Here is a 22,642-nt window from a genome sequence, read left to right on the forward strand (position 1 = left end):
TATGAGATCGGATATCTATCGATATTCATAGTCTTAGTCTATCCGTCTGATAGAGAAAATATGACGATTGCTCGCGATGATGGGAAGGGATTTGCCGCGGTGGCGTATGTGTTGGATTTGTTTGAGTTAACCGGCTTTAATCAACGCAACGATGAGTTTGCTATCTTCCCCTCATCATTTTGTTCACCCTGGGAATGCCGGTACAGCTCCTCGTATACTCCCTGTAAGCGAATCAGTTCTTCATGCGTTCCTTGCTCCGCGATCTCCCCTTGCTTCATGACGAGAATACGGTCCGCTTGCATGATCGTCGACAGACGATGCGCAATGACAAGAGTAGTTCTGCCTTTGGAAACGGCGTGGAGAGCCTGTTGAATCAATTGCTCCGTATGGGAATCCAGATTCGCGGTCGCCTCGTCGAGAATAAGGATCCGCGGCTGGAAAACGATGATGCGAGCAAAAGAAATCAGCTGCCGTTCACCGGCCGACAACCCGCTCCCCCGTTCAGATAAGGTCGTCTCGTAGCCGTCCTTCATACGGCGAATAAGCGGGTCGGCCCTGACGAACTCGCATGCGCGCACGACGGTTTCCTTCGAGATCGTCCCATCGAACATGCGCACGTTGTCCACGATGCTCCCCGCGTATAGATAAGGCTCCTGTTGAACGAGGCCCACGATCCGATGCAGCTCCGACTGCGGGAGCTCGCGGATATCGATGCCATCGATGAGAATATCGCCTTCCTGCACGTCGTAGAAGCGGCATAACAAGCTGATCAAGGAGCTTTTTCCCGCACCCGTCGTGCCGACGATTCCGAGCATTTCACCCGGACGCACATGCAGTTCGAGCTCGCGAATGACCGGCGTCCCGCTCTCGTACGCGAAGGAAACCCGGTTGAAATCGAGTTTGCCCTTTACGTCTTCCTTGCGGAGGCTTAATGTTTCCGGCTTATCAGCCACTTCGGGACTGACATCGAAGATCCCCCAAATTCGGCTAACGGCCACAGTCGCGGATTGAAGCGTGTTCCACTGCTGGGTGATCGTATTTATCGGTTGGAAAAACTGGCGAATATACGTTATGAAAGCATAGAGAATGCCGAATTCCAACCCTTCGCCCAGAACGGCCTTCCCTCCGACCCAAGTAACGAAAGCAATCGACAGGTTGCTCAGAATATCGAACGACCTGTTGAACAGAACGTTCGTCCGGATTTCGCGAATATTGGCTTGGAAATACGATTCGTTTCTTTCTTTGAATTGCTTTTCCTGCTCCTTCTCCTGATGGAACGCCTGTATAAGGTTCATTCCCGATAGATTCTCCGCAACGAACGCGATCAGACGGGAAAGCCGGGTTCTGGCCATCTGATACGTTTTGCGCATGAAGGTACGGAACGAAATAGCGATAATAGCGATAATCGGCAACAAGATCAAGCAATAGGTAGCTAGCGTTGCATCGAGCTGGAACATCATCGCCAGAATGAGGACCAGCGTAAGACCGTCGCGCAGCAAGCTAAGCAGAACTTGGTTGAAAAATTGATTGAGAGCTTCGGTATCGCTTGACACGTGCGTAATCAAGCTGCCGTTCGGCGTCTTATCGAAATACGACATCGATTGCTTCGTGATATGCTCGAACAGTTGCTTCCGAATTCGCGCTACTATGCTCTGCCCGGCAAACTGCAGCAGATTATTTTGCAGGTAAGTGAACAATAAGCCCGATAAGGACAAGCCTAAGTAAATCGCGCAGATGGCGATTAGACTACCGAAGTCGTTCTTCCCGACCATCAAATTATCGTCGATCGCGATCTTAACTAGATAAGGTTGAAATAGTTCCGCGGAGATGGCGATAATCGTACAGATGAACACAAGGAAAAAAGTAAACCGATGCGGCTTCGAGTAGGAGGCAAGCGTTCGGAAGGCAGAGCGGTATTCCGGTTTCGGAGCCTTGCCAAGGTCGGCCTTCTGGTCCATCTGCCAGTTATTAATGGCTTGAGGCATGTTGGCTTCCCTCCTCTTGAATGGCATGAATCGTCGCGTATATGCCCGGTTGAGACAACAACTCCTCGTGCGTACCTCTTTGCACGATCGCTCCCCTGTCCAACACGACGATCTCGTCCGCGTGTTTCAGGGCACTTATCCGATGAGCGATCAGAATCGTCGTCTTGCCGGCCCGTTCCTCGCGAATCGTATGGATGATGTCCGTTTCCGTCACCGCGTCGACGGCGCTCACGCTATCGTCCAGAATCATGACCGGTGCATTCTTAAGCATCCCCCTCGCCAAGCTGGTGCGTTGTCTTTGTCCTCCGGACAAAGTGACGCCTCGCTCGCCGAGCTTCGTCTCGAACCGTTCCGGAAATTCGACGATGTTGCCGTAGATTTGGGCTTGTTTAGCCGCGTTCTCGACCTCTTCAAGCCCCGAGTCCCTTCGGGAAAAAGCGATATTCTCGCGAATCGTCGTGCTGAATAGAAATCCATCCTGCGGTACGTAAGCGATCTGAGTTCGCAAGCTATCCAGCGTAAGCTCCCGGATGTCGCGCTCGTCGGCAAAGATCGTTCCGGCTGGCGGATCGTATACGCGAAGCAAGAGCTTCACGAGCGTTGTCTTGCCGCTGCCGGTTCGTCCCACGATACCTAAGGTCGTACCTGGCTTAATGTCTAAGTCAATGTTGCTTAGAGCTTCTTTCTGCTCCTCCGGGTACGTGAACGTGAGTCCGCGAATACGGATTTCGGCAGTCGACAAGTCGGCGTGCACAGCGTCTTTACTCTCTACGATATCGGGCATCTTGGCCAATAATTCGTTTAACCTCTCCAACGAGGCTCTCGAGCGTTGCATCGTGTTAATGACGTTGCCTATTTGTTGGAGCGGATTCATGAGCATGCGAACGTAAAGCGTTAAAGCGACGAAATTTCCTAGCGTAATCTTACCTTCGATCGTCAGGTATCCTCCGTAAGCAATGGCCACGACCAACGAAATCGAGCCAAGGAACGGAACAAGGGCCTGAAACAAGGAGGATAGACGAACCAGCTTCAGTTGATTGTCGCGAATCCGGTCTACCGTCGCTTCGAATCGTCCGATCATGATGGGCTCGACCGCGAATTTCTTCGTTACGCGAATGCCGCCGAATTGCTCCTCCGCCGACTCGGTCATCGTTCCGAGCGCTTCCTGAACGCGCATAGATCGTTTGCGAATGGCCGGGCCGAATTTCGTAACGATCCATGGAATAAGAATAAGCGGCCCGACGGAGGCCATAATCAGGTAGGTCGGAATGCCGCTGACAACCATCGCTACAATACTGGAAACGAAAAGCATCGTAGCCATTGCTGTCTGATTAACGCCCATCGAGATGGATTCCCTAACGCTCGTCACATCATTCATAAAGTAACTGAGTAGCTTGCCGACGCCGTTGCGGGAATGAAAGTGCTCGCTTAATCCGGTAAAATGGGTGAACAGTCTCCTTCTGGTCATGAACTCGAACAGCCGCCCCACGTACATGACCAGATACTGGCCGACGCCTCCCAGAATCGCATGTCCCGCGCCGATAGCCAGTAGCAGCCAACTGTAATGAACGATATCCGCTCCTGTCATCTGCCCGCCCTTCAACAAATCCGTGAACTCTCCGAGCACATGCGGGAAAAACACGTAAATAACGCTTGCAACCATATGCAACATTACCGACGACAAATAGATATACCAAGTGGAACGGATAAACTCAAGCAATAACCGTTTTTTCTTCAACGGTCGGATCCCATCCTCTCATCCTGTAATTTAGACTAAAAAAGGAGACATGCCTCCGGTTAGGAAGAAATGCCTCCGATTGACCGGTAGAAGGATACTGTACCTCACTTCTGTACAATACTTCTACCTGTCGTTTATGAATTAGTCCAAAAGACTTGAAATAGCAGGCTCTTGGATAGCGGCCGGAGCAGACGAAGCGCTCGATCCGGTCTGCAGGCCTAGACGCTGGCCCATCTGCTTGTTAATCTCCTGCATGCGGGTCGTTTGCTCCGTCGCGGCCGTGATAATCGAACGATTAGACTCCTCGCAACGCGTGATGGCCGAGGTCAAATCGTTCATCGCTTGATTGATTTGCTCCATCGACATGGAGGACTTCGTCATCGCTTCCGTCGTCTTCTGCGTCGTCTCGTTCAACAAGCGCGCGTTCTCCGCGAATTGCTTGCCGAGCATCTCGTTCGTGGCGTTAACCGCGTCGATGACTTTCACTTGATCGTCCAACGCGGTCGCGATCATCGCGGATACGGTGATCAAGTGCTGCGTCTTGTCGATCGTAGCGTCGACCGAATCGATGAGCTTGTCGTTGTTGTCGTTGATGATATCGGAGCCGGCAATCGCTTGCTGATAAAGCATGATCATCTCGGTAAGAGATTGAATCCGGGTTACGACTTTGCGCAAACCGCGCTCCAGCTGCGTCTTCCGATGCTCGTTCTCCGGCTTGGCGATTTCCTGTTCGAACAGAACCCTAAGCTGGTTGCCAAGCTCGATTCTTTGTTGGACGTTGTACATTTCCTGGAGACACATCTGCTTCAGATTGCGCATGTGCACGATGTTCTCTTCCAACGTATCTTTACCGTTACGCAAGGAGGATATGATCGCCTGCACGTTCGTCCTTACCGACTGGTATTTCATGATATAGTTCTTGATCGGCGTCTTGCGAAGAATCTTCTGCATGAGCGATAAGTCCTTGCTGCGATTCAGGTCGTCGACTTCGTTGCGGAGCTTCATGATGTTGCCCGCGATCTCCGAGCGTTTGCCGCCTAGCAAATCGTTCAGCGGACGCTCCAGCAAGGTGAGATTGTGTCCCGCCTTCTCCATCGTTTTCTGGCCCATTCTGCCGATTTCGTCCATCAGGGAATCCAATTGCGCGGAGTCCGTAGACGAAATGCGTTGAATCGTAGCTTGCGCTTCCTGTTGAACCTTAGCCGTGTCTGAATCCTTGAGCAGTATGGCTTGCGTACTCATGCTTAAATCCTCCTCGTAGGTTTAGTTTCTTGCGCCGTATCTTTGATGGATGAGCTCGGCCTTGTTTTTCAGCTCCATGAGGTCCTTCTGCTCGATAAAGCTCGTGTAGGTGGAAATCTGATTGTCGATATCCCTGATGCTGTTCAATAGAATTCTGCGATTTTGCCGCTTGGCTTCCCCGCTCAAGTGAATAAACGGATTAATCGCCCCATTCAAATCCTTCAAGACCAGTCGCTGAATCTTATGGTTGATATCCCCGTTGTTGAAAGCGACGAGCTGCGGGATGATCCGGTTCAGCCTGACGAGCAATGAAAGCGTGCGCTGGACAATCTCGTTATCGAGATTGTTCTTCTCTCCTTCGAGCAGCACCATATCCTCGATCGTTCCGATATATTCGATGATCTGATCCCATTCGGAGCCCAGATTGGTCGTCTTCTGGCCGGTCGCCCGTTCCTGCGACGAGGGAGAAACGGGTGCAGAAGAACCGGAAGACGCCACCGGCGCGTCGATCGTCCGGGTGTTCGGCGACTGCGGCGGTACGCTGTTCTGACCGGCGTTGGCAGCCTCACGCTCTGCGGCTAGCTTGGCTACTTTGAGCTCGGCCTGACGGATCACCGATGCCAGCATCGTGCCCAGTATAGGGAAAATCAACGCGACGGACACGGGAAGAAACCATTTTTCAGCAATTAAACCGGCGACATAACCGATGATTACGGAGGCAAGCCCCCATTTTGAACGAAGCAAGTTATGCGTACCTCCTGTCATGCGATCTACGATCTATAGGTTTAAGTTTATGGTTTTCGATAGCTCTCGTCAATTTATATCCTAATTATTCCCTATCCTTCATTACGATCGGCAGCTCGAGGTAGCTCGCTTTAACTCCGAATTCCGGGATCGGCGGCTCGAAAGCTTGCCCTTGGATCGTCTTTACCGCAAGGTAGGGCATGTTTACTCCGGTCAGGCAGGTGATGAACAATCCTCCCGACATTCTCGGGTTAATCTCTAGCAGCTTCGGAACGCCTTTGTTATACTTCACCTGAATGTTGAACACGAACGGTATCCGGCATCTGTCCGCCACTTTCCTCGCGATATCGGTAAGCTCCGGAATGTCGTCCATAACATAGATGCGGCCCGTGGATTTCCTTCTCGGCACGGCGACGAGCAGCTTCCCATCGGAATCGGACAAGCAATCGATGCTGAACTCGTCCTCTTCCAGCAACTCCATCACCATGAGCTTGGGAAAATTCTCGACCGACGACAACGTGCGGTAGGCCTGTTCGAACGGCACGGACAAGCTTACCCAGCTATATAGATTTGCCAATGCGTCCATCTCGTTGTCGATAATGCGGAAGCCCATGCCGCCTTCCGAATCCGTCGGCTTGAAGCATACCTTATGTCCGCCCGCGACAAGAGTCTCGTAAGCGTCCTTGAATTGCCGAGCGTTCTCCACGACGAAATATTCGGGAATCGGAACGACTCCCGTGCCTTGCAACGACTCGTAAAATTTATCCTTCTCCAATAAACTCTCGAGTAACTCCACGTCGCGGCATACCATAACCTTCGTACCGATCGCGTCGAACCGGTGCGCTTCCTTGGCGATTTCAAGCATTTTAAGCCGCGGGATAAAAATATCGATCTTGTTGCGACGGCAGAAATCGACCGCGTAGTCGACGTATTCCGTACCGTGCAGAACCGGCTCCTGTTCCCAATAATCGCAAGCCTGCAGCGATAAATGATTAATATCCGGATGAGTGCCGTAGAAGGTGAACCGCTTCCCGTCGGGATTGTCCCGGATCATGTTCATGTAGTGGTACGAAACGGAAAACCAGCGGTTTAAATAAATGTTCGTCATAACGCGCTTCTTACCTCCATCCGATTCGTCAGGTACTCCAGTATTTCCTCGGATGCCCTGATTCCCGAGCGCTCCGTAAATCGAATGCGGTCATGGTTCCCGTATTTCCGGAATAGCTCTCCGTGTTTCGGCGCCATGGCTTCGTCCGCGATGGTTAACATGCTTTCGTCCAGCAAGCTGTCTCCCGCGGCGAATACGCTGAGCGCGCCGGAGAGCTCCTTCACGTATTGGACCGCGGCTCCCTTGGTGACATGATCGGGCACGAGGTAAATTTTGCGGCCTTGCAACGAGCAGCTCCATCCGAGTCCGGTCAGCATAGTCGCCAATTCCGCCATGAGATTCGGGGGAAGCAAATCCCGATTCACGACGATCGAATAGAATAGATCGTCGCAATAGCTCGATTTAACGACGCACTCCTCCGAGACCAGCCGATCGAACGCCTGCTTGATTTCGAGGCTCTCGGCGCAATTCGTCCTTACGGTCCGGCGAACCGAGCTTTCCCAGTCCAAATCCGGCTTTCCGTCGATAAAGACTTGCCCCCCGTTGCTTACGATCGCGTATCGGTATCGGACTCCTTCGGTCAAGCCGAATATCCTCCGATACTGTTCCGTAATTCTCGTAGTCGCCGGTACGAATAGCAGCCGTTCGCTTAGTTCTTGCAAGTTCTCGTAAGCCGTCCGGGTCATGAACGAATGATACTGGCCGTCTATTCTCTCGACGGGTACCAATTGCTCAGCGTCGACAGGTCCCATCGAGTTCCGGGAGTAGATGAGCGTTTGATCCAAATCGCAGGCGAAGATCAACTATTGTTCCTCCCTTAGCGGCTTGATGATACCGCAGCATGAATAAGTCAAATTCGGATACACCTCGACGGGAACGCCGCGGTCGCTTGCGAGCAGCATTATCGAGGAGAGATTCGGATTATTCAAATCGTCGACGAGAATTTTCCAAGGAACCCTTCGCAGCAGCACCCTTGTCGTTTCTCCCACGCCCGGCTTAATTAGATTAATATCGGCGATGCCGAGATCGCTTTGAATCCGGCGAATATCCCGCTCGCCCTTCCAGGTTACCAACGCTTCCGAATCCAACGTCAGCAGTTGCTCAGCCTTCTCTTTCGCTGCGGCCTTTACGGAATCGAAGTAAGGCTCGATCGCATCGACGAAGACGTTCGACATGTCTTCCTTCTCCCACTCCCGGTAATACTTCGCCCCATGATAGTCATCGGGGCCGATGAGATCATCCCGGAGCACGGTCCGGCTGAGCAAGCCCGATACCGTTGCGTTCAGACATGCGCTAGGAATGAGAAAATCCTCGCGGGTACCGAACGTCGCGGAGCAATGTCCAGGGTCCGCAAGGACGGCAAGATCGTCGTTCAGCTTTGCGCCGTACTTCTTCCCGAAGCCGTCGAGCGCTTGCACCAGAACTTTCCGGATCGCGCCTTTGCCCGTCCAGCCGTCGATAAATTGGATTGCGACGTCCGGATGAGCTCGCAGCATATATTTAAGGGCATTCTCGTCGATTCCTTTGCCCCTGATAATCGAGATGCTGTAATGAGGAAGATCCACGCCGTAATTCGCCAGAATGTACCGCTTGATCAGCACTCCGATCGGCGTTCCGGCTCTAGCTAACGAGGCGAGTACGATGGAAGTGCCTCTATTGCTCACGATCTGCTCGGACACGACGGCCACGGCCTCCGCCACGCGCCTTGCGGTATCCCGGAGCGTGTCCCGGAATAAGGAGATATAGGCTTCCGAAGGCCGATATTCCACCGGCAGCATCTCCGAGTAGTGGGTTCCGGTCTGAATCGCCTCTTCCCGGTCTTCCGTTCCCCGCTCCAAGTCCAAATGGCTTAAATCCTTTAACAGAAAAACCGCATCCTCGGGCTTATAGCTGCCCATGAAGGACGGAGGAGCCAACTTCCCGTCAAACACTGAGTCACTCATGGTCGATTTCCTCCGAACCTTATGCTAACCGCAAAATACGATATGAACGATAGGGATGCCGATAAGGGAAAGCGCCCGTTCGAAGGATTCGCCTCTTGTCTCGTCGTATTCCCTCTCCACGAAAACAAAGGCTTCATCATATTGCCCGGACGACAGGTTGTACATATAGTTAGCTGTAGAAGCATCATCGACGGAATCGAACCGATATGCGGAGGTAATGGCATAACCCTCTCTTTGCATCGGATGAATCGGACTTCTGGTCGTGGATTGATAATAGACCTCATCGCCCATGAGATTCGCTATTCTCATGGGAATATACATGAATTCCCCGGTGCCCATGCAAAGGATCCGCTTGCCCGTTCTAAGCGCGATCATATAGTCGGCCGCTCGGCCGACTTCCAGGTCAAGCGCTTCCCCCTGCTCCGCGTTCATCCCGAACCTTCCCGAATGCAGCAAGTAAGGCGCGATCGAATCCCTATAGTCACCCTTGTCGGCCGCCGTGCTTCGATGCTCGAAGAACATGCCGATACGGTGCTTCTTCATCGTTATCGGCTCCTTAGAAGGCTCAACCGGCAATCGACGTTGCTCTTCCACCGGACTTCCCTTAACGGTAATCGATCCTTCTACGAGCGACAAGCAGCGAATGGTTATGCCATGCTCGCGCTCCAGCTCGGCGAACCGCTGCCGATCCGCGCTCGAGCGCCAATCCAGCAAGCTTGCTACGACGAAATCCCGATGTCCGAACGTTTCGAACAGCTCTTTGATAATATTCAACGAAGTGTTGCCCGTCGTGATCTCGTCGTCGACGAGCACGATTCTGGAAGCGCGGCTGAACAAATCGGAATCTTCGGCATAACAACGGTGGGAAACCGCGTGGGAATGCTCTTCTTCGAAGTTGATAAGAGAGCGAATATCTCCGATATTCTCGCGGGTCGTATGCAGGAACGTTACGTTACCACCGAAAGCGTCGAACATGCTATGACCGAGCGCTGTCGCGGTTTCGGCGAAACCGATGAACAAGGTCGGTTCCTCCACGACGATCTTCGATTCCATCATGCGCCGGTAAATGCCGTCGGCCTGCCCCTTATCCAGGAAGACCTCCCGCAATTGTTCGACGGATACCTCGGGAGTGCGCCCGAGGATGCAAGATTCGTAAAGACAACCTAGCATAGCCCCCGATACTAGAGACAGCGAGGGATGGACCGGAAGATGTTTGCCGAGTAGCTTGCTGACGAACAGAAACCCGCGTTTCTTGTTGATTCTGGCCGCCATCCGGAAGAGATCGTCGAGCTCTAGTCGATACGGATTCGAGGATACTTTCACCTCGACTTGCAATTCGTCCAGGATGTTATACAAGCGCTCCCGCTCGCTGAGTATCGGCGAGGAGGCAGGTGAAGTTGTGTTTTTCATGTAACACCCCGAATATTTTGGATCTGCTCATGATCCGATTGGACCAATTCAGATGCGGTTTGATTTCGTTCATTTTGTTCTCGTATTGGCTTTTCATCACGCCGCGATCGCCTTGGCTATTCGAGATGATGCTCACAGCGTCGATGTATTCCTCGTGGGTGACGACGTACATCGACTGAACCGGCTGGAGGTGGGTAGGATGGATGATCGTCTTGCCGATGATGCCGTTCTCCTTGTCGTACGCGACTTCCCGAATCAGACCATCCACATATCTGTCGATATAGGACATCCGCAGTCTTAACCCGTCTTGACCCATCATTTCCTCGAACGGAGTTTCCCGCAGCTGAGGCTTTAGGACCCTGTCGCTCTTGAAATACTCCCATACCGGACCGGAGATGACGAAGCTATTGCCTTCCCTGCCGAAAATATTAATAATGTCCGTGACGCAATCCCGGATGACTCCGATATCGTAAATGGTCATGTCCGGATTCCGTCGCAAGCCGAATATACTGGAAAAATCGGTCGCTCCGATGCGGACGTTCAGCACGTATTTCCTATATCTCGTCAACAAAGCCTGAATATCCATCAACGCCGTTGGCCTGCTTTCGCGATAGATGACGTCCGACGTTTCCAGGATCGGCATTCCGTAGAGAATAGGAGCATCGGAATCCTTGCTTAAATTGTAGTCCTCTAAGATCCGAAAGTACTCTTCTCCCGACGATGCCGTAAATTTAGGGAAAGCGAAACCCGTAATCAACGGGAGTCGATCGAACAGGATCGCGAGCAGCTTCCTGAACTGTTCGGCGGACCTGACCCGGATGAAGATCAAGGGGAGAGACTTATGCAGCAGCAAGCCGTTATCCAAAAAGGATTGCAGCTTGTCCATCGTCTCCCGAAGGGTCTCCTCGGCCATCTGAAGCTGGTTATCTCCGACGGCATCTTCAAGGTCGATTACAATGGAAACGAGACCCCTGATCTTCTTGCTGAGAATGTCCTCGGCTATCGTTTTTCTAATCGCGGGCATGTATAACGCGGCTCCTACCGCGTAAGACAGTAACTCTTTATCGTCGCGGTTGCTGAACTCCGACGGGAGGTAATGAAAGATATCACTTTCCTGATCCGGGGTCAGATAATCAAAGTATCGCACTGACACCATCCTCCTTAGTTAAAAATATCCCTCATCTAATCATGAGGGATATTCCGGCAAGCACAAAGATGTAAATAATGTTAATTATGCGGAATGGGATGTGGAATTCTGTTCTTTCTTTTTACGCATGGAGCTGATGAGCATCGTGCCTAGGAAAATCGCAATGAGGAGCGAGAAAAAAATAAGATGTGAAACGTGGAAACCGAACGCGCCTGCGATCATCTTCGCCGCAATGACGATAATGAGAATGAACGCCGCTTTCTCGAGCTCCGGGAACTTCTCGATGAGCTTAAGGAATACTTGTGCAACTCCTCGCATCATCAACACTCCCAGAATACCGCCCAAGAACAATACCCATACTTCTTCGCTTACGCCGAACGCAGCGAGCACGCTATCGATACTGAACGCGATATCCATGATCTCGACCGCGAGGACCGTACGCCAGAAGCTAAGGCCTTGGGTTTTGACTTCTCCGTCCGCGTCGTCCTCCGACGGCTTGCGACGAATGTAAGGAACGAGCGGTATTCCTCCTACCCGCGCGAACGCGAACTGCAGGTGGAACAAATTGCTGAGCGCGATCCAGAGAAGGTAAAGTCCTCCGGCTACTTTAATCCAGGTAATCTTAACCAGGAACGTACCGACGCCGATCGCTACGAAGCGGAATATATATGCGCCTATTAACCCGTAGAACAATGCCTTTTTCTGCTGTTCTTTCGGAAGATGCCGAACCATGACGGCTAGCACCAACGCATTGTCGGCGGAGAGCAAGCCCTCTAAAATAACTAACGTTCCGATAATGCCCCAGGTTGCGGGTTCCGACAAAATTTGTCCGATATGATCCCAATCGAAGAAACTAGCGAAGCTGTCCGCGAAGTTGTTGAAAAATTCTATCATGATGACAATAATCCTCCTGCCGAATCTTGCTTATTGTTGAAACTCTATCATTTTCTCCCCTTGGCCCACCGCAAGCCCCAATGATAGGCGACATCCAGTTCCTGCTGGTCGCCGAAAAATTGAACCAGTCTTTCGATGCTGAAAGTTTGGTCGTTCACGTTCTTGATCATCGCGATGGCGCACAAGCCTTTGCTGTTGTTATACTCGTCCATGCGAACCTCGATGTCGGGACCGCCGGATTGCTTGATCGTCACAACGCCGTCCGCTTGGGACCAATTCGCTACGCCTTCGTATATGAAGGCGAAAATGACGATTCTCTCGATATCCGCAACTCTAGCTCCGTTAATTCTGAGATTCTCTCCGCCGGCAAGCGCTCCGGTTCGGTCGTCCCCGTCCAATGCCATGAAAGGCGGACGGTTCAAATCTCCGAATGCGTTGCCGAGAGCTTGTACGCCGCCCTTAGTCCCGTCTTTAAGCTCGTAAAGGCATCCAAGATCCAGATCGACGCTGGAAGCCGCCTTGAACAGCCCCCCGCCGCTTTTCTTGCGATTCCAGTTCAGGTTGACCAGGATCTCGCCCAGCGAACCTGAGTTTTTCTGAAGGTTGATGACCTCGCCCTTCTTGCGTAGCTCGATCTTGTCCAAGCGTATCGAAGATGGAGGTGCTGACGGGGCTTGTCCCGCGGAAGGAGAAGGCAACGGAGCCTTCTCGGCCTCCTTGGCAGGCGTTGCCTGCGGCGGAGATGCTTGCGCGGGCGGAGTCGACTGCGCGGGAGCGGAATCTTCTTCGACATCGACGCCGAAGCTTCTGCACAAGGAGAATAATCCGCCCGAATAGCCGGATCCTATCGCGTTAAACTTCCAATCGGCGTGATATCTATATAATTCCCCAACGACGATCGCCGTCTCGACGGGAAAGTTTTTTCCGAGTTCGTATCGAAGCAATTCATTGCCCGAAGTCTCGTCCACGACCCGAATATAGGCATCGTCGACGAGAGAAAAATTTTGCCTGCGCTTCTCCCCCTCATAGATCGTTAACGTAAAGGGAATCCGTTCGATGTCCTTCGGCACGTCTCCCAAGCGGATCTCGACTTGCTCCTTGTCCGTATGGCTGCCGTAAGGCTTGGTTGCGCCTTTTCCCGCGATGCTTATCGATCCGTTGGCGCCGGAGGGATTCGAATAATAGATCAAATCCTGGTCCGTCTTTACTTTCCCGTTCGCTTGAAGCACGAAAACCGACAAGTCCAAGTCGACTCCCGAGGTTGAGTTCCAGCCCATGCCGACGATAATTCGGGATAAGGAAGGGTTGCTCTTGGTTAAATCCGTTTTCTGGCCTTTAATGATGGACAAAGACATCGGGTCGAATCCTCCGTTTGGTTTTACTTGGCGTCTAAGCCATATTGGTGCGCCAACGCGGATAATCCGTTAGCGTAACCGGATCCCACGGCCTGGAACTTCCAATCCGCGCCGTGACGATAAAGCTCGCATACGACTACCGCGGTCTCCACCGAGAAATCCTCTCCCAAGTCGAAGCGGAGAATAACGTTGCCCGACAGCTCGTCCACGACGCGGACGAACGCGTTCGACACCTGTCCGAAATTCTGGTTCCGCGACTGCGCTTCGTGAATCGTTACCGTTATTCCGATTCTATGAATGGATGGCGGGATTTTGGAGAAATCGATCTTGATCCTCTCGTCGTCGCCGTCCCCCATACCGTCGCGGTTATCGCCGGAATGGACGACCGCGCCGGAATGCACGGAGAGATTATTGTAGAAGACGAAGTCTTCGATTCCGCTCGCTTTGCCATTCTCGTTAAGCAGGAAAGCCGACGCATCTAAATCGAACGCCTGGCTCCCCGTATATTTATTCGTGTCCCATCCAAGTCCGATAATCGCTTGCTTTAATCCGGGATTGGTTTTAGTCAGATCGATTCTTTGTCCTTTAGACAAGCTAATCGTCATAGGAACGCCTCCTAACTATACTTGTACTCCGAAATCGCGGCACAAACCCGACAACCCGTCGCGATATCCGCCGCCGACCGCGCTGAATTTCCATTCCGCGTTATGGCGGTACAATTCCGCTACTACGACGGCGGTCTCGACGGAGAAATCTTCTCCGAGATCGTACCGGATGAGCTCTTCGTTCGTTCCGTCCTTGACGATACGGGCGAAAGCGTTAGCCACTTGACCGAAGTTCTGGTTACGGCCGGCGGCGTCATGGATGGTGATACAGAAAGCAACCTTCTGGATTTCAGCGGGAACCTGGGTCAGATCGATCGTTAGCGTCTCGTCGTCTCCCGTGCCCTCGCCCGTCTGATTGTCTCCCGACAGCTGAATCGCTCCGTTGGGGATCGATTTGTTGTTATAGAAAATAAAGTCGCGCTCGCTATTGACCTTGCCTGAGGCATTCAAGCAGAAAGCCGAGGCGTCGAGGTCGAACGCGCTTCCTCCGTCGTATTTATTCGTGTCCCATCCTAAGCCAACCTTAACTTTGACAAGTCCCGGATTAGACTTCGTTAAATCCACTTTCTGGCCTTTGGATAAATTGACAGCCATAGAGAGAGCCTCCTTTAATTAAAAAAAAGGACCGCCATCCCAATGAAAAGCGGTCCCGGGTAATCAACGATAACGTCGGCTTACATCAAGCCGTAATCTTTGCACAAGCCGGCCAATCCTTCTTTGTAGCCGGCGCCGACCGCGTTGAATTTCCATTCGCCGCTATGGCGATACAATTCCCCGACGACGACTGCCGTTTCGACTGAGAAATCTTCGCCAAGATCGTAACGGATTAACTCCGCTCCGGTATCTTCGTTAACGATCCGAACGAAAGCGTTCGTGACTTGACCGAAGTTTTGCGCTCTTTCCACAGCTTCATGGATCGTGATGCAGAATGCGATTTTCTCGATTTCGGGAGGAACCGTAGACAGGTTCACCTTAACTTGCTCGTCGTCTCCGTCGCCTTCGCCCGTCGTATTGTCTCCCGTGTGAACAACGGAACCGCTCACGTTCTGAGGATTGTTGTAGAATACGAAATCCTTCTCCGTAGGCGCCTTGCCCGATGCGTTCAGACAGAAGATCGAAGAATCCAAGTCGAAAGCTTTACCTCCGTCGTACTTGTTCGTATCCCATCCTAAACCGACAAGCACCTTCGTAAGTCCCGGATTCGATTTCGTAAGATCGATTTTCTGACCTTTAGATAAGCTGATTGACATTTAAGTAGCCTCTTTTCGTTATTTTATTTTATTAGGGATTGCGGTTATTTATTATTGGTAATTGCGAGCCAATATATCAACGTGCGGCGCATTTAAGCCTTCGCCGATCGCATTGAACTTCCATTCCGAGCCGTGACGATAGATTTCGCCTACGACAAGCGCCGTTTTGCCCGAATAGTTGTCCGTTAAGTTAAAACGGATTAGTTCTTGTTGGTTATCCTGGTTAAGCACGCGAATATAAGCGGAGGATATCATTCCGAAATCTTGTTTGCGGTTGACGCAATCGTAAATATTGACGACCATCAAAATTTTGTGAACGTTCGCCGGAATGCGGCCAAGATCTACGTGAATTTGTTCGTCGTCGCCGTCGCCTTCTCCCGTGCGGTTATCGCCGGAATGTACGACCGAGCCGTCAGGACTCTTCAGGTTGTGAAAGCAAACGAGATTCTTGCCCTGCAGCTTGCCGTTCTCGTCGAGCAGAAGAGCGGATGCATCGCAATCGATGTCTACTTTCTTGGAACCGAAGAAGCTTTTCTTCTCTACCGGATTCCATCCGAGACCGACGACGATCTTGCTTAGTCCGGCATTCCCCTTCGTTAAATCGATTTTCTGACCTTTTACTAGAGAAATCGTCATAATAATAGAGTCTCCCTTCAAGTCTATAAAGCTCTCATTTCACTTAACGGATGAAAACTCTCGTATCCGTCGACTAACCTATTTTACGTCCAAACGACAAAAAGGTTTCAAATCGGCGCGACAAGTAAATTATAAACTAATTGCGGGCATGTTTCGATATCCGTTAACAGAAATTGCCTGACTTCTATTCTTTTTAGTTGCAACATTATAAGAACCCGTTTCGTTTCTATACATGTAAGCAGAACGATAATCTCTTAAGAAATCTAACGAATCGTAAAAAAACGAGATCCCCGTAAGGATCTCGCAATGATGCTATATGAATAGCCGTAGATTATTCGAATTATAGAACGCGTCTAGCCGACACGTATGCGTCTCTCCAGTAGTTCGTTTCCATGCTCGTCACCGTAACTCCCTTGCTGCTGCTTGCGTGAAGCATCATACCGTCTCCGGCGTAAATGCCGACGTGGCTAATGCCGCCGCCTAAGGTGCTAAAGAACATGAGATCTCCGACGCTTAAAAATCCTTTGTCTACCTTCTGTCCGGTGTACGCTTGAGAGATCGAAGTCCGAGGCAGCTCCACTCCGAACTTATCGAATACATACTGTACGAACGACGAGCAATCGAACGCGGTTGTAGCTCCCTCCGCTGCTCCGTAACTATATGGCGTGCCGATATAATCTTTCCCGTATGAAAGCAAATCCAACGATTCCGGCGTTGCCGCGCTCGCCTTAGAGGACGATCCGATCACCGTGCCAAGCAAGCCCGTCATGAGCAAGCTGCAAGCTAATACTATCTTCATCGTAATTCTTTTAGACATGTTATATTTCCTCCCGAAGCGCCTGGTTGCTAACGAACCGTGTTGTCGGAAATTAATATAACACAACCAAATTCGACAAGAATTTACCAAGGAGAGAACATTCCCCGTACCTATGGCGCTTTCGAGCCTTTCTTAGAAAAAGGTTAGAAAACGTTCATTTTGTTACAACCGTTCGCGAATAGGGTAAATACCCTGTTAAATCATGCCGAATAAATGCTTTTAATTACGTCCTCGATCGGAATATTCCGGATGTTGATGTCCTGGACCGGAAGTCTCCCCAATAGATCGTATACGAATTGCCTCAGATCTTGTTCGGTTAAATCCAACTCTATCGTCGCCGTTAATTCATCCGAGTGAAGCAAGGTGTATTCCTTCAACAAGTGTTTGCCCATCGGCTCGTGAAATTGAATATCGATAAGCTTCTTCTGCGAAAAATATTTGTTCAGTTGGCTCATGGCGTCATTATAGACGACTCGCCCTTTGTTGATGATGGTGACGTTCTCGCATAGGTTCTCCAGGTCGGACAAATCGTGCGTCGTCAGTATGAACGTCGTTCGCAGATCCCGATTAACCTGCTTAATGAATTTGCGGATGCTTTCCTTCGAGATAATATCCAGCCCGATCGTCGGTTCGTCGAGAAATACGAGAGACGGCTCGTGAAGCATCGCGCAGACGAACTCGCATTTCATTCTTTCGCCGAGCGATAGCTGTCTGACCGGTTTATACACGACGTCCTCGATCTGCAATAACTCCTTGAAGTAGTCGACGAGCTCCTTGTAGCGCTTCGTCGGCACCTTATACATCTCGCGGTTGAGAGAATACGTATCGATCGGAGGCAGGTCCCACCAGAGCTGGGACTTCTGTCCGAACACGACGCCGAGATGCTTCACGTACTTCTGCCTTTCCAGCCATGGAACGAAACCCATTACGTTTACTCGGCCTTCTTCCGGATGCAGAATGCCCGACAGGATCTTGATCGTCGTCGATTTGCCCGCGCCGTTGGGACCGATCAAACCTCGTATCTCTCCCTTGCGGACTTGCAGGTCGATACCGTCCACGCCGTATACCATCTCGTATTTTCGGTTCCAAAGCGACTTCACGGCGGCTCCGAAGCCTTCGTCACGCTTGGATACTTTAAATGCCTTCTTCAACCCGGCAACGTCGATTATGTATTCGCTCATCTCAACCACCCGCGCTCGTATATTTATTCAAACTGCGATTCCAGATCCATACGCTGAAACCGAAAACGGCAAAGCAGCCGATGGCCGCAGTCACGATACCGGAGTCCATCCGGTCCAAGAGTGCCTGGGAGGGAACGTAAGCCCAAATCGCGAAGGGGAATACGGTAAGGAATAACTGCTTCAGCATCCTCGGATAAATGTTGATCGGATAATCTCCGAAGCCCAATACCCGCTCCACAAGCTCTTCTACTCTTCCGATCTGAACGAGCATGATGACGATCGTGCAGAGCAAAGTCGTGACTCCCATATAGAAGAAGATGCTGCACAAGAGGGAAAATAGAAATAACGCGACCTGACCGACGCTAGGAACGAGCTCGAGTCCGTAGAGGGCATAAGCGGTAAGAGCGCAACCGGACAACGTCGCTCCGATTCCCTTTAGATTAAAACCGCTGCATAATAATACGCCAAGCGGCGGATAAGGCTTAACGAGCAGGCGGTCGAAGTCTCCCTTGCGGACCAATCCGTAAGCGACGTCGAGCACGTTGCCGAATAACATCTGACGCAAGCCGAGCCACAGCAATAGTAAACCTTGAAATAAGAGAATCTGTTCCAGGTTCCATCCGGGGTAGCCCTTCGTTTGCGTGAAGAAGATGTATTGCAGGAACGGAGCCGTCCCGGAGAATAGAACCGAGGTGATCAGGCCGATCACGAAATCGAACCTGTAAGCCATCGATCGGGATATTCCCAGCCTTACGTTCCATATGTACAACTTCAGCAGTCCCGTAACGTTCTCAGCCGTCATGCCCTCTCACCCCCCGGCCGCGCAGAACTTGCGGATCGCCAGCTTCCATAACACGTAACATAGCGTATAACCTCCTGCTATCCAGCCAAGCTGACCTAACACGATATAGCCCCATTCTTGGATAGAGCTGACGCTGTCTTTATTGAGGAAAATCTGAATCGGATAGTAAAAAATATACTTGAACGGCAGGAAGTCGCAAATTCTTTGCAACCACGCCGGATAGAAATCAAGAGGAATGAGGCCTCCCCCGAGGAGGTTCATGCAGATGTACACGAACTCGTTCAGACCGGAATTGCTTTTGAACACGAACGCCGTCATTCCGATCAAATAATTGATGAGAAAGAAGAGGAAAAAAGAGAGGAGGCATACCGATACGAACTTGAGCAAGGAAAGAACGGTTAGGAAGTCAGGCGGATAAATGAGGCTGTATATGATAAGGTCCGGAATAAATTCAAGCGCTATCCCGGTTATCCGCAAAGCCGCGGCGGAAGATAATTCAAACCAGAAAATATTAATGGGCTTAAGAAGATGGATGCTGAGGTCGCCCGTTATGATATAGTCCGATATTCTTCTTTCCGCGAAATTCCAGATGAAAATCCAGACGAAGGTAATACCGGCCGTATACCAAATCATCTCCGTCAACGTGTAACCTTTAATCTGGTCGGAGCCGTTATGAGCGAAAATGCTTCGGTACAGGAAAATGTTAACGAGCAGGATAAACGGATGGATGGCGATGGAGATCAGGAAGCTTTTGCGATATTGGAAAAAGAGCTTGATGTTCGTCTGAACGGCCTTCAAGAAGAACATATGTTTCCCCCATAAGCGGTAATGATACGTATTATAGGAGAAACATTTGGCAAATAGTAGGTGTAATTCTACGGAAGTTATAGCTTACATTCCGAATGTTGAATGGCCGAGGTCTCGACCTGTATCGTCGTATGCCCAATCTTGAACCGTTCCTCGAGCATCCGGATCGCTTGCTGCAAAATCTCTTGGCCGTCCGCATCATCGTCAACCAACAAATGACAGCTAAGGGAATCCATGCCCGAGGTAATCGTCCAGATGTGCAGATCGTGAACGCCTTTGACTCCGGCGATTTCCCTCAGCGTCGCTTTCACCTCTTGCTGGTTAACGTTTGCCGGCGTTCCTTCCATGAGAATATGGACGGTATTCTTGATAACTCCCCATGCGCTTCTCAGAATAAGGATCGATACGAGGATGCTTATGATCGGATCCGCGACGTACCAGCCGAACGCCAGCATGACCAGACCGGCGACAACCGCGCCTACGGAACCTAGCGCATCGCCGAGCACGTGGAGATATGCGCTTCTCAGATTTAGATTGTTCTTGACGTCGCCTTGCTTTAATAGGGCGAGAGCGCTTAGAAGATTGGCGATTAGCCCGACGGAGGCGATAAGGATCATCGTCAGGCTGGACACTTCCGGCGGGGAGCCGAATCGCTGGAAGGCTTCCCAGATGATGAATCCGGCTATGACGAAGAGAGTCACGCCATTGAATAAAGCAGCCAATATTTCGAAGCGATAGAAGCCGTAGGTTCTGCTTGGCGAAGCCGGCTTCGCGGCAAACCACATTGCAACCAGGCTTAGCGCCAACGAGCTGGCGTCGCTCAGCATATGCCCCGAATCGGAGAGCAAGGCAAGGCTGTTCGTGAAGAGTCCGCCGGCGAATTCGAGGATCATTATACCTGCCGTGATTAGCAGCGCGATTTTCAGTCCCCGTTTATTCCCTTCGCGGTTGCCGTCGTGACTATGGCCATGATGGTGGCCAAGGTGAGAGTGGCCGTGATGGGAATGGCCATGGTGGGAATGGACGTGGTTATCGGCGTGATCGTGGACGCTAGCGGAAAGATCGCTTGCAGTATCGCTGTGATCGTGTTCTCCGCTGCAGGAATGCTCGGTTTTAAGGTGGATGTCCGTTTGCTCGCCATCGTTATCTTTTTCCGCCATCTTCTATCCCTCGCTCCTTACATATGAATAAGTGCTCATATATTATATTGTTATAAATACGCGATGTTGTCAATAACATTCCCATTTTATGCTTATAAACATTTCGAGTGATTCGAACAGGCCGATCGCCCTTACCACCCTAACTACTCACCATGATTCATTACATACCTCGGTCTCAACAGTCGAATCGAGGCCGAGATAGTAACGAAATCGACTATCTCCGCCCACTACGTCAATAGAAATCGCTCCCGTTACTCGAATATTTCGTGCATCTCCCCGCTATTCCGCTCAATCGAACCGAGTTAGTAACCAAACTGGACTATCTCCACCCTCTATCTCCGAATAGAGCCGAGTTAGTAACAAAATCGAACTATCTCCGATCTCAACAGTCGAATCGAGCCGATATGTCACAGATTCGTTTGTTACTACTTATGTGTCTATCATAAGTCATCTCTGGTGAGGTCCATGCCCTCCATTAGCGATTAATTTCAATGTATTTGTGATTCAAATTCAAGTTGTAAGCTGGATAAGGATGCTTTTCATTGCTACTGTTCTAAATTTGTTCTACTCCTTTCAAAAATGCGATCTATAGTGATGTTTTTCATCCTTACTTGATTCCAAAATGGCTCATTCGCTTGAATAGCGATGATTACCATTCTACTTTGGCAACTAGTGCCGCTTCGCGCGCTTCTTTCCCTCCGCGGAGCTACTTTAAGGTATATTTACCAACGAGCACGCCTTTTTCTCTAAGTGAAGGTGAAGTATTGACCAGTCGAGGCTTAGGTAGTAACGGTTTAACCTAACTAATCCTAACTCTCGCCAAGAGTCCATTTTGAGCGCCGAAAATAAAAAAGAGACCTTCAACCGAAGGTCTCTCTCATTGATTCTTATGAATTCGCTTCTTCGTAAGCCCGAAGTCCGAGCGCGATAGAGCCCGTTAGTCCGGCGTTATCTCCGAGGCCCGGCGGAACGATGTAATCGTCGATGCCAGCTTCTAACGCAGCAGAGACGACGTAGCCCTTCAAGTTATCCTGAACCTGCTTGCGGATAAGCGGAAATAGCTGCAGTTGATGCATAACGCCGCCGCCAAGAATGATTTTCTTCGGCGAGAGGAGCAGAATCGACGTAGCCAAAGCTTGCCCGATGTAGAAGGCTTCCATCTCCCAAGCCGGATGATCCACTGGGAGCTCGCTCGCTTTGACGCCCCAGCGTTCCTCGATCCCCGGCCCCGCTGCCATTCCTTCCAAGCAATCTCCGTGGTAAGGACATTTGCCGCCGTAAGTATCGTCCGGATGACGCCGCGTAAGGACGTGTCCGCCTTCGGGATGGACAAGTCCGTGCACCATTTGGCCTTCGGCGAAAACGCCAACGCCTACGCCCGTACCGAACGTATAATAAAGGCAGCTCTCCAAGTCCGCAGCCGCACCCCACGTCGCTTCTCCCAAAGCCGCCGCGTTTACGTCCGTGTCCCAACCGAAGGGAACATTGAACGCCTTTTTGAGCTCGGGCAACACGGGATAGTTAGCCCAACCCGGCTTGGGAGTCGTTGTCACGTAACCATATTGAGAGCTAGCTCGGTCAATATCGATCGGACCGAACGATCCGATTCCGATCGCTTCTACTTGCTTGTCCCGGAAATAAGCGACAACCTGCGCCAGCGTTTTCTCCGGCTGCTCCGTCGGAAAACTGATCCGATCGAGCACTTCGCCCTTCTCGTTCCCTATTCCGCATACGAACTTCGTTCCGCCCGCTTCAACCGCGCCGATTAACAAAGTAATTCCTCCTGCCATGTATGTTTTCTCATGTAGTAGTCTTCAT

Annotated in this window: 21 protein-coding genes; all 21 read right to left on the minus strand. The window is 51.1% G+C overall.

Annotated features, from left to right (window positions below; all coding sequences use genetic code 11):
* Window positions 1–140: 140 nt before the first annotated feature.
* Window positions 141–1,985 (minus strand): ABC transporter ATP-binding protein, encoded by a 1,845-nt coding sequence (locus tag DFP95_RS09815; protein ID WP_115992438.1) that lies wholly within the window; start codon window positions 1,983–1,985, stop codon window positions 141–143.
* Window positions 1,969–3,723 (minus strand): ABC transporter ATP-binding protein, encoded by a 1,755-nt coding sequence (locus DFP95_RS09820; RefSeq protein WP_115992439.1) that lies wholly within the window; start codon window positions 3,721–3,723, stop codon window positions 1,969–1,971. The genes DFP95_RS09815 and DFP95_RS09820 overlap by 17 nt, the downstream gene beginning before the upstream one ends.
* 141 nt (window positions 3,724–3,864) lie before the next feature.
* Window positions 3,865–4,965 carry a toxic anion resistance protein gene (locus DFP95_RS09825; RefSeq protein ID WP_115992440.1) on the minus strand — a complete coding sequence of 367 codons (1,101 nt, stop codon included), beginning with the start codon at window positions 4,963–4,965 and terminating at the stop codon, window positions 3,865–3,867.
* A 21-nt stretch (window positions 4,966–4,986) separates the two neighbouring features.
* Window positions 4,987–5,709 carry a hypothetical protein gene (locus DFP95_RS09830; RefSeq protein WP_115992441.1) on the minus strand — a complete coding sequence of 241 codons (723 nt, stop codon included), beginning with the start codon at window positions 5,707–5,709 and terminating at the stop codon, window positions 4,987–4,989.
* An 85-nt stretch (window positions 5,710–5,794) separates the two neighbouring features.
* Window positions 5,795–6,817, minus strand: coding sequence for an ATP-grasp domain-containing protein (locus tag DFP95_RS09835; protein WP_115992442.1), 1,023 nt, complete (start codon window positions 6,815–6,817; stop codon window positions 5,795–5,797).
* Window positions 6,814–7,620, minus strand: a complete 807-nt coding sequence (locus DFP95_RS09840; protein WP_115992443.1) for a hydrolase — start codon at window positions 7,618–7,620, stop codon at window positions 6,814–6,816. The genes DFP95_RS09835 and DFP95_RS09840 overlap by 4 nt, the downstream gene beginning before the upstream one ends.
* Window positions 7,621–8,760 (minus strand): cysteine protease StiP family protein, encoded by a 1,140-nt coding sequence (locus DFP95_RS09845; RefSeq protein WP_115992444.1) that lies wholly within the window; start codon window positions 8,758–8,760, stop codon window positions 7,621–7,623. It abuts the gene before it with no gap.
* A 24-nt stretch (window positions 8,761–8,784) separates the two neighbouring features.
* Window positions 8,785–10,170 carry a phosphoribosyltransferase family protein gene (locus DFP95_RS09850; protein ID WP_115992445.1) on the minus strand — a complete coding sequence of 462 codons (1,386 nt, stop codon included), beginning with the start codon at window positions 10,168–10,170 and terminating at the stop codon, window positions 8,785–8,787.
* Window positions 10,109–11,317 (minus strand): HpcH/HpaI aldolase/citrate lyase family protein, encoded by a 1,209-nt coding sequence (locus DFP95_RS09855; protein WP_115992446.1) that lies wholly within the window; start codon window positions 11,315–11,317, stop codon window positions 10,109–10,111. Before DFP95_RS09855 ends, DFP95_RS09850 begins: the two co-directional genes overlap by 62 nt.
* Before the next feature lie 84 nt (window positions 11,318–11,401).
* The gene (locus tag DFP95_RS09860) at window positions 11,402–12,214 is read right to left on the minus strand and encodes a TerC family protein (RefSeq protein ID WP_181907350.1); all 813 of its coding nucleotides are present in this window, start codon (window positions 12,212–12,214) and stop codon (window positions 11,402–11,404) included.
* A gap of 44 nt (window positions 12,215–12,258) precedes the next feature.
* The gene (locus DFP95_RS09865; RefSeq protein WP_115992448.1) at window positions 12,259–13,566 is read right to left on the minus strand and encodes a TerD family protein; all 1,308 of its coding nucleotides are present in this window, start codon (window positions 13,564–13,566) and stop codon (window positions 12,259–12,261) included.
* A gap of 23 nt (window positions 13,567–13,589) precedes the next feature.
* Complete coding sequence (locus DFP95_RS09870) at window positions 13,590–14,171, minus strand: TerD family protein (RefSeq protein WP_115992449.1); 582 nt, start codon at window positions 14,169–14,171, stop codon at window positions 13,590–13,592.
* 15 nt (window positions 14,172–14,186) lie between these two features.
* The gene (locus DFP95_RS09875) at window positions 14,187–14,765 is read right to left on the minus strand and encodes a TerD family protein (protein ID WP_115992450.1); all 579 of its coding nucleotides are present in this window, start codon (window positions 14,763–14,765) and stop codon (window positions 14,187–14,189) included.
* An 80-nt stretch (window positions 14,766–14,845) separates the two neighbouring features.
* Window positions 14,846–15,421, minus strand: coding sequence for a TerD family protein (locus tag DFP95_RS09880; RefSeq protein WP_115992451.1), 576 nt, complete (start codon window positions 15,419–15,421; stop codon window positions 14,846–14,848).
* Between the two features lie 51 nt (window positions 15,422–15,472).
* Window positions 15,473–16,060 carry a TerD family protein gene (locus DFP95_RS09885; RefSeq protein ID WP_115992609.1) on the minus strand — a complete coding sequence of 196 codons (588 nt, stop codon included), beginning with the start codon at window positions 16,058–16,060 and terminating at the stop codon, window positions 15,473–15,475.
* A 337-nt stretch (window positions 16,061–16,397) separates the two neighbouring features.
* On the minus strand, window positions 16,398–16,874 hold the full coding sequence (locus tag DFP95_RS09890; RefSeq protein WP_115992452.1) for a C40 family peptidase: 477 nt from the start codon (window positions 16,872–16,874) through the stop codon (window positions 16,398–16,400).
* Window positions 16,875–17,074: 200 nt separating this feature from the next.
* Window positions 17,075–18,055, minus strand: coding sequence for an ABC transporter ATP-binding protein (locus tag DFP95_RS09895; protein ID WP_115992453.1), 981 nt, complete (start codon window positions 18,053–18,055; stop codon window positions 17,075–17,077).
* A 1-nt stretch (window position 18,056) separates the two neighbouring features.
* On the minus strand, window positions 18,057–18,857 hold the full coding sequence (locus DFP95_RS09900) for an ABC transporter permease (protein WP_115992454.1): 801 nt from the start codon (window positions 18,855–18,857) through the stop codon (window positions 18,057–18,059).
* Window positions 18,858–18,863: 6 nt separating this feature from the next.
* Window positions 18,864–19,664: an ABC transporter permease gene (locus DFP95_RS09905; protein WP_115992455.1), complete on the minus strand. Its 801-nt coding sequence runs from the start codon at window positions 19,662–19,664 to the stop codon at window positions 18,864–18,866.
* Window positions 19,665–19,741: 77 nt separating this feature from the next.
* Window positions 19,742–20,824: a cation diffusion facilitator family transporter gene (locus DFP95_RS09910; RefSeq protein ID WP_115992456.1), complete on the minus strand. Its 1,083-nt coding sequence runs from the start codon at window positions 20,822–20,824 to the stop codon at window positions 19,742–19,744.
* An 887-nt stretch (window positions 20,825–21,711) separates the two neighbouring features.
* Entirely contained in the window at window positions 21,712–22,614 is a 903-nt protein-coding gene (locus DFP95_RS09915) for an ROK family protein (protein WP_181907339.1), read from the minus strand.
* Between the last annotated feature and the right edge of the window lie 28 nt (window positions 22,615–22,642).

The organism is Cohnella lupini, assembly GCF_003386205.1.
In the GTDB taxonomy this organism is placed as follows: Bacteria; Bacillota; Bacilli; order Paenibacillales; family Paenibacillaceae; genus Cohnella; species Cohnella lupini.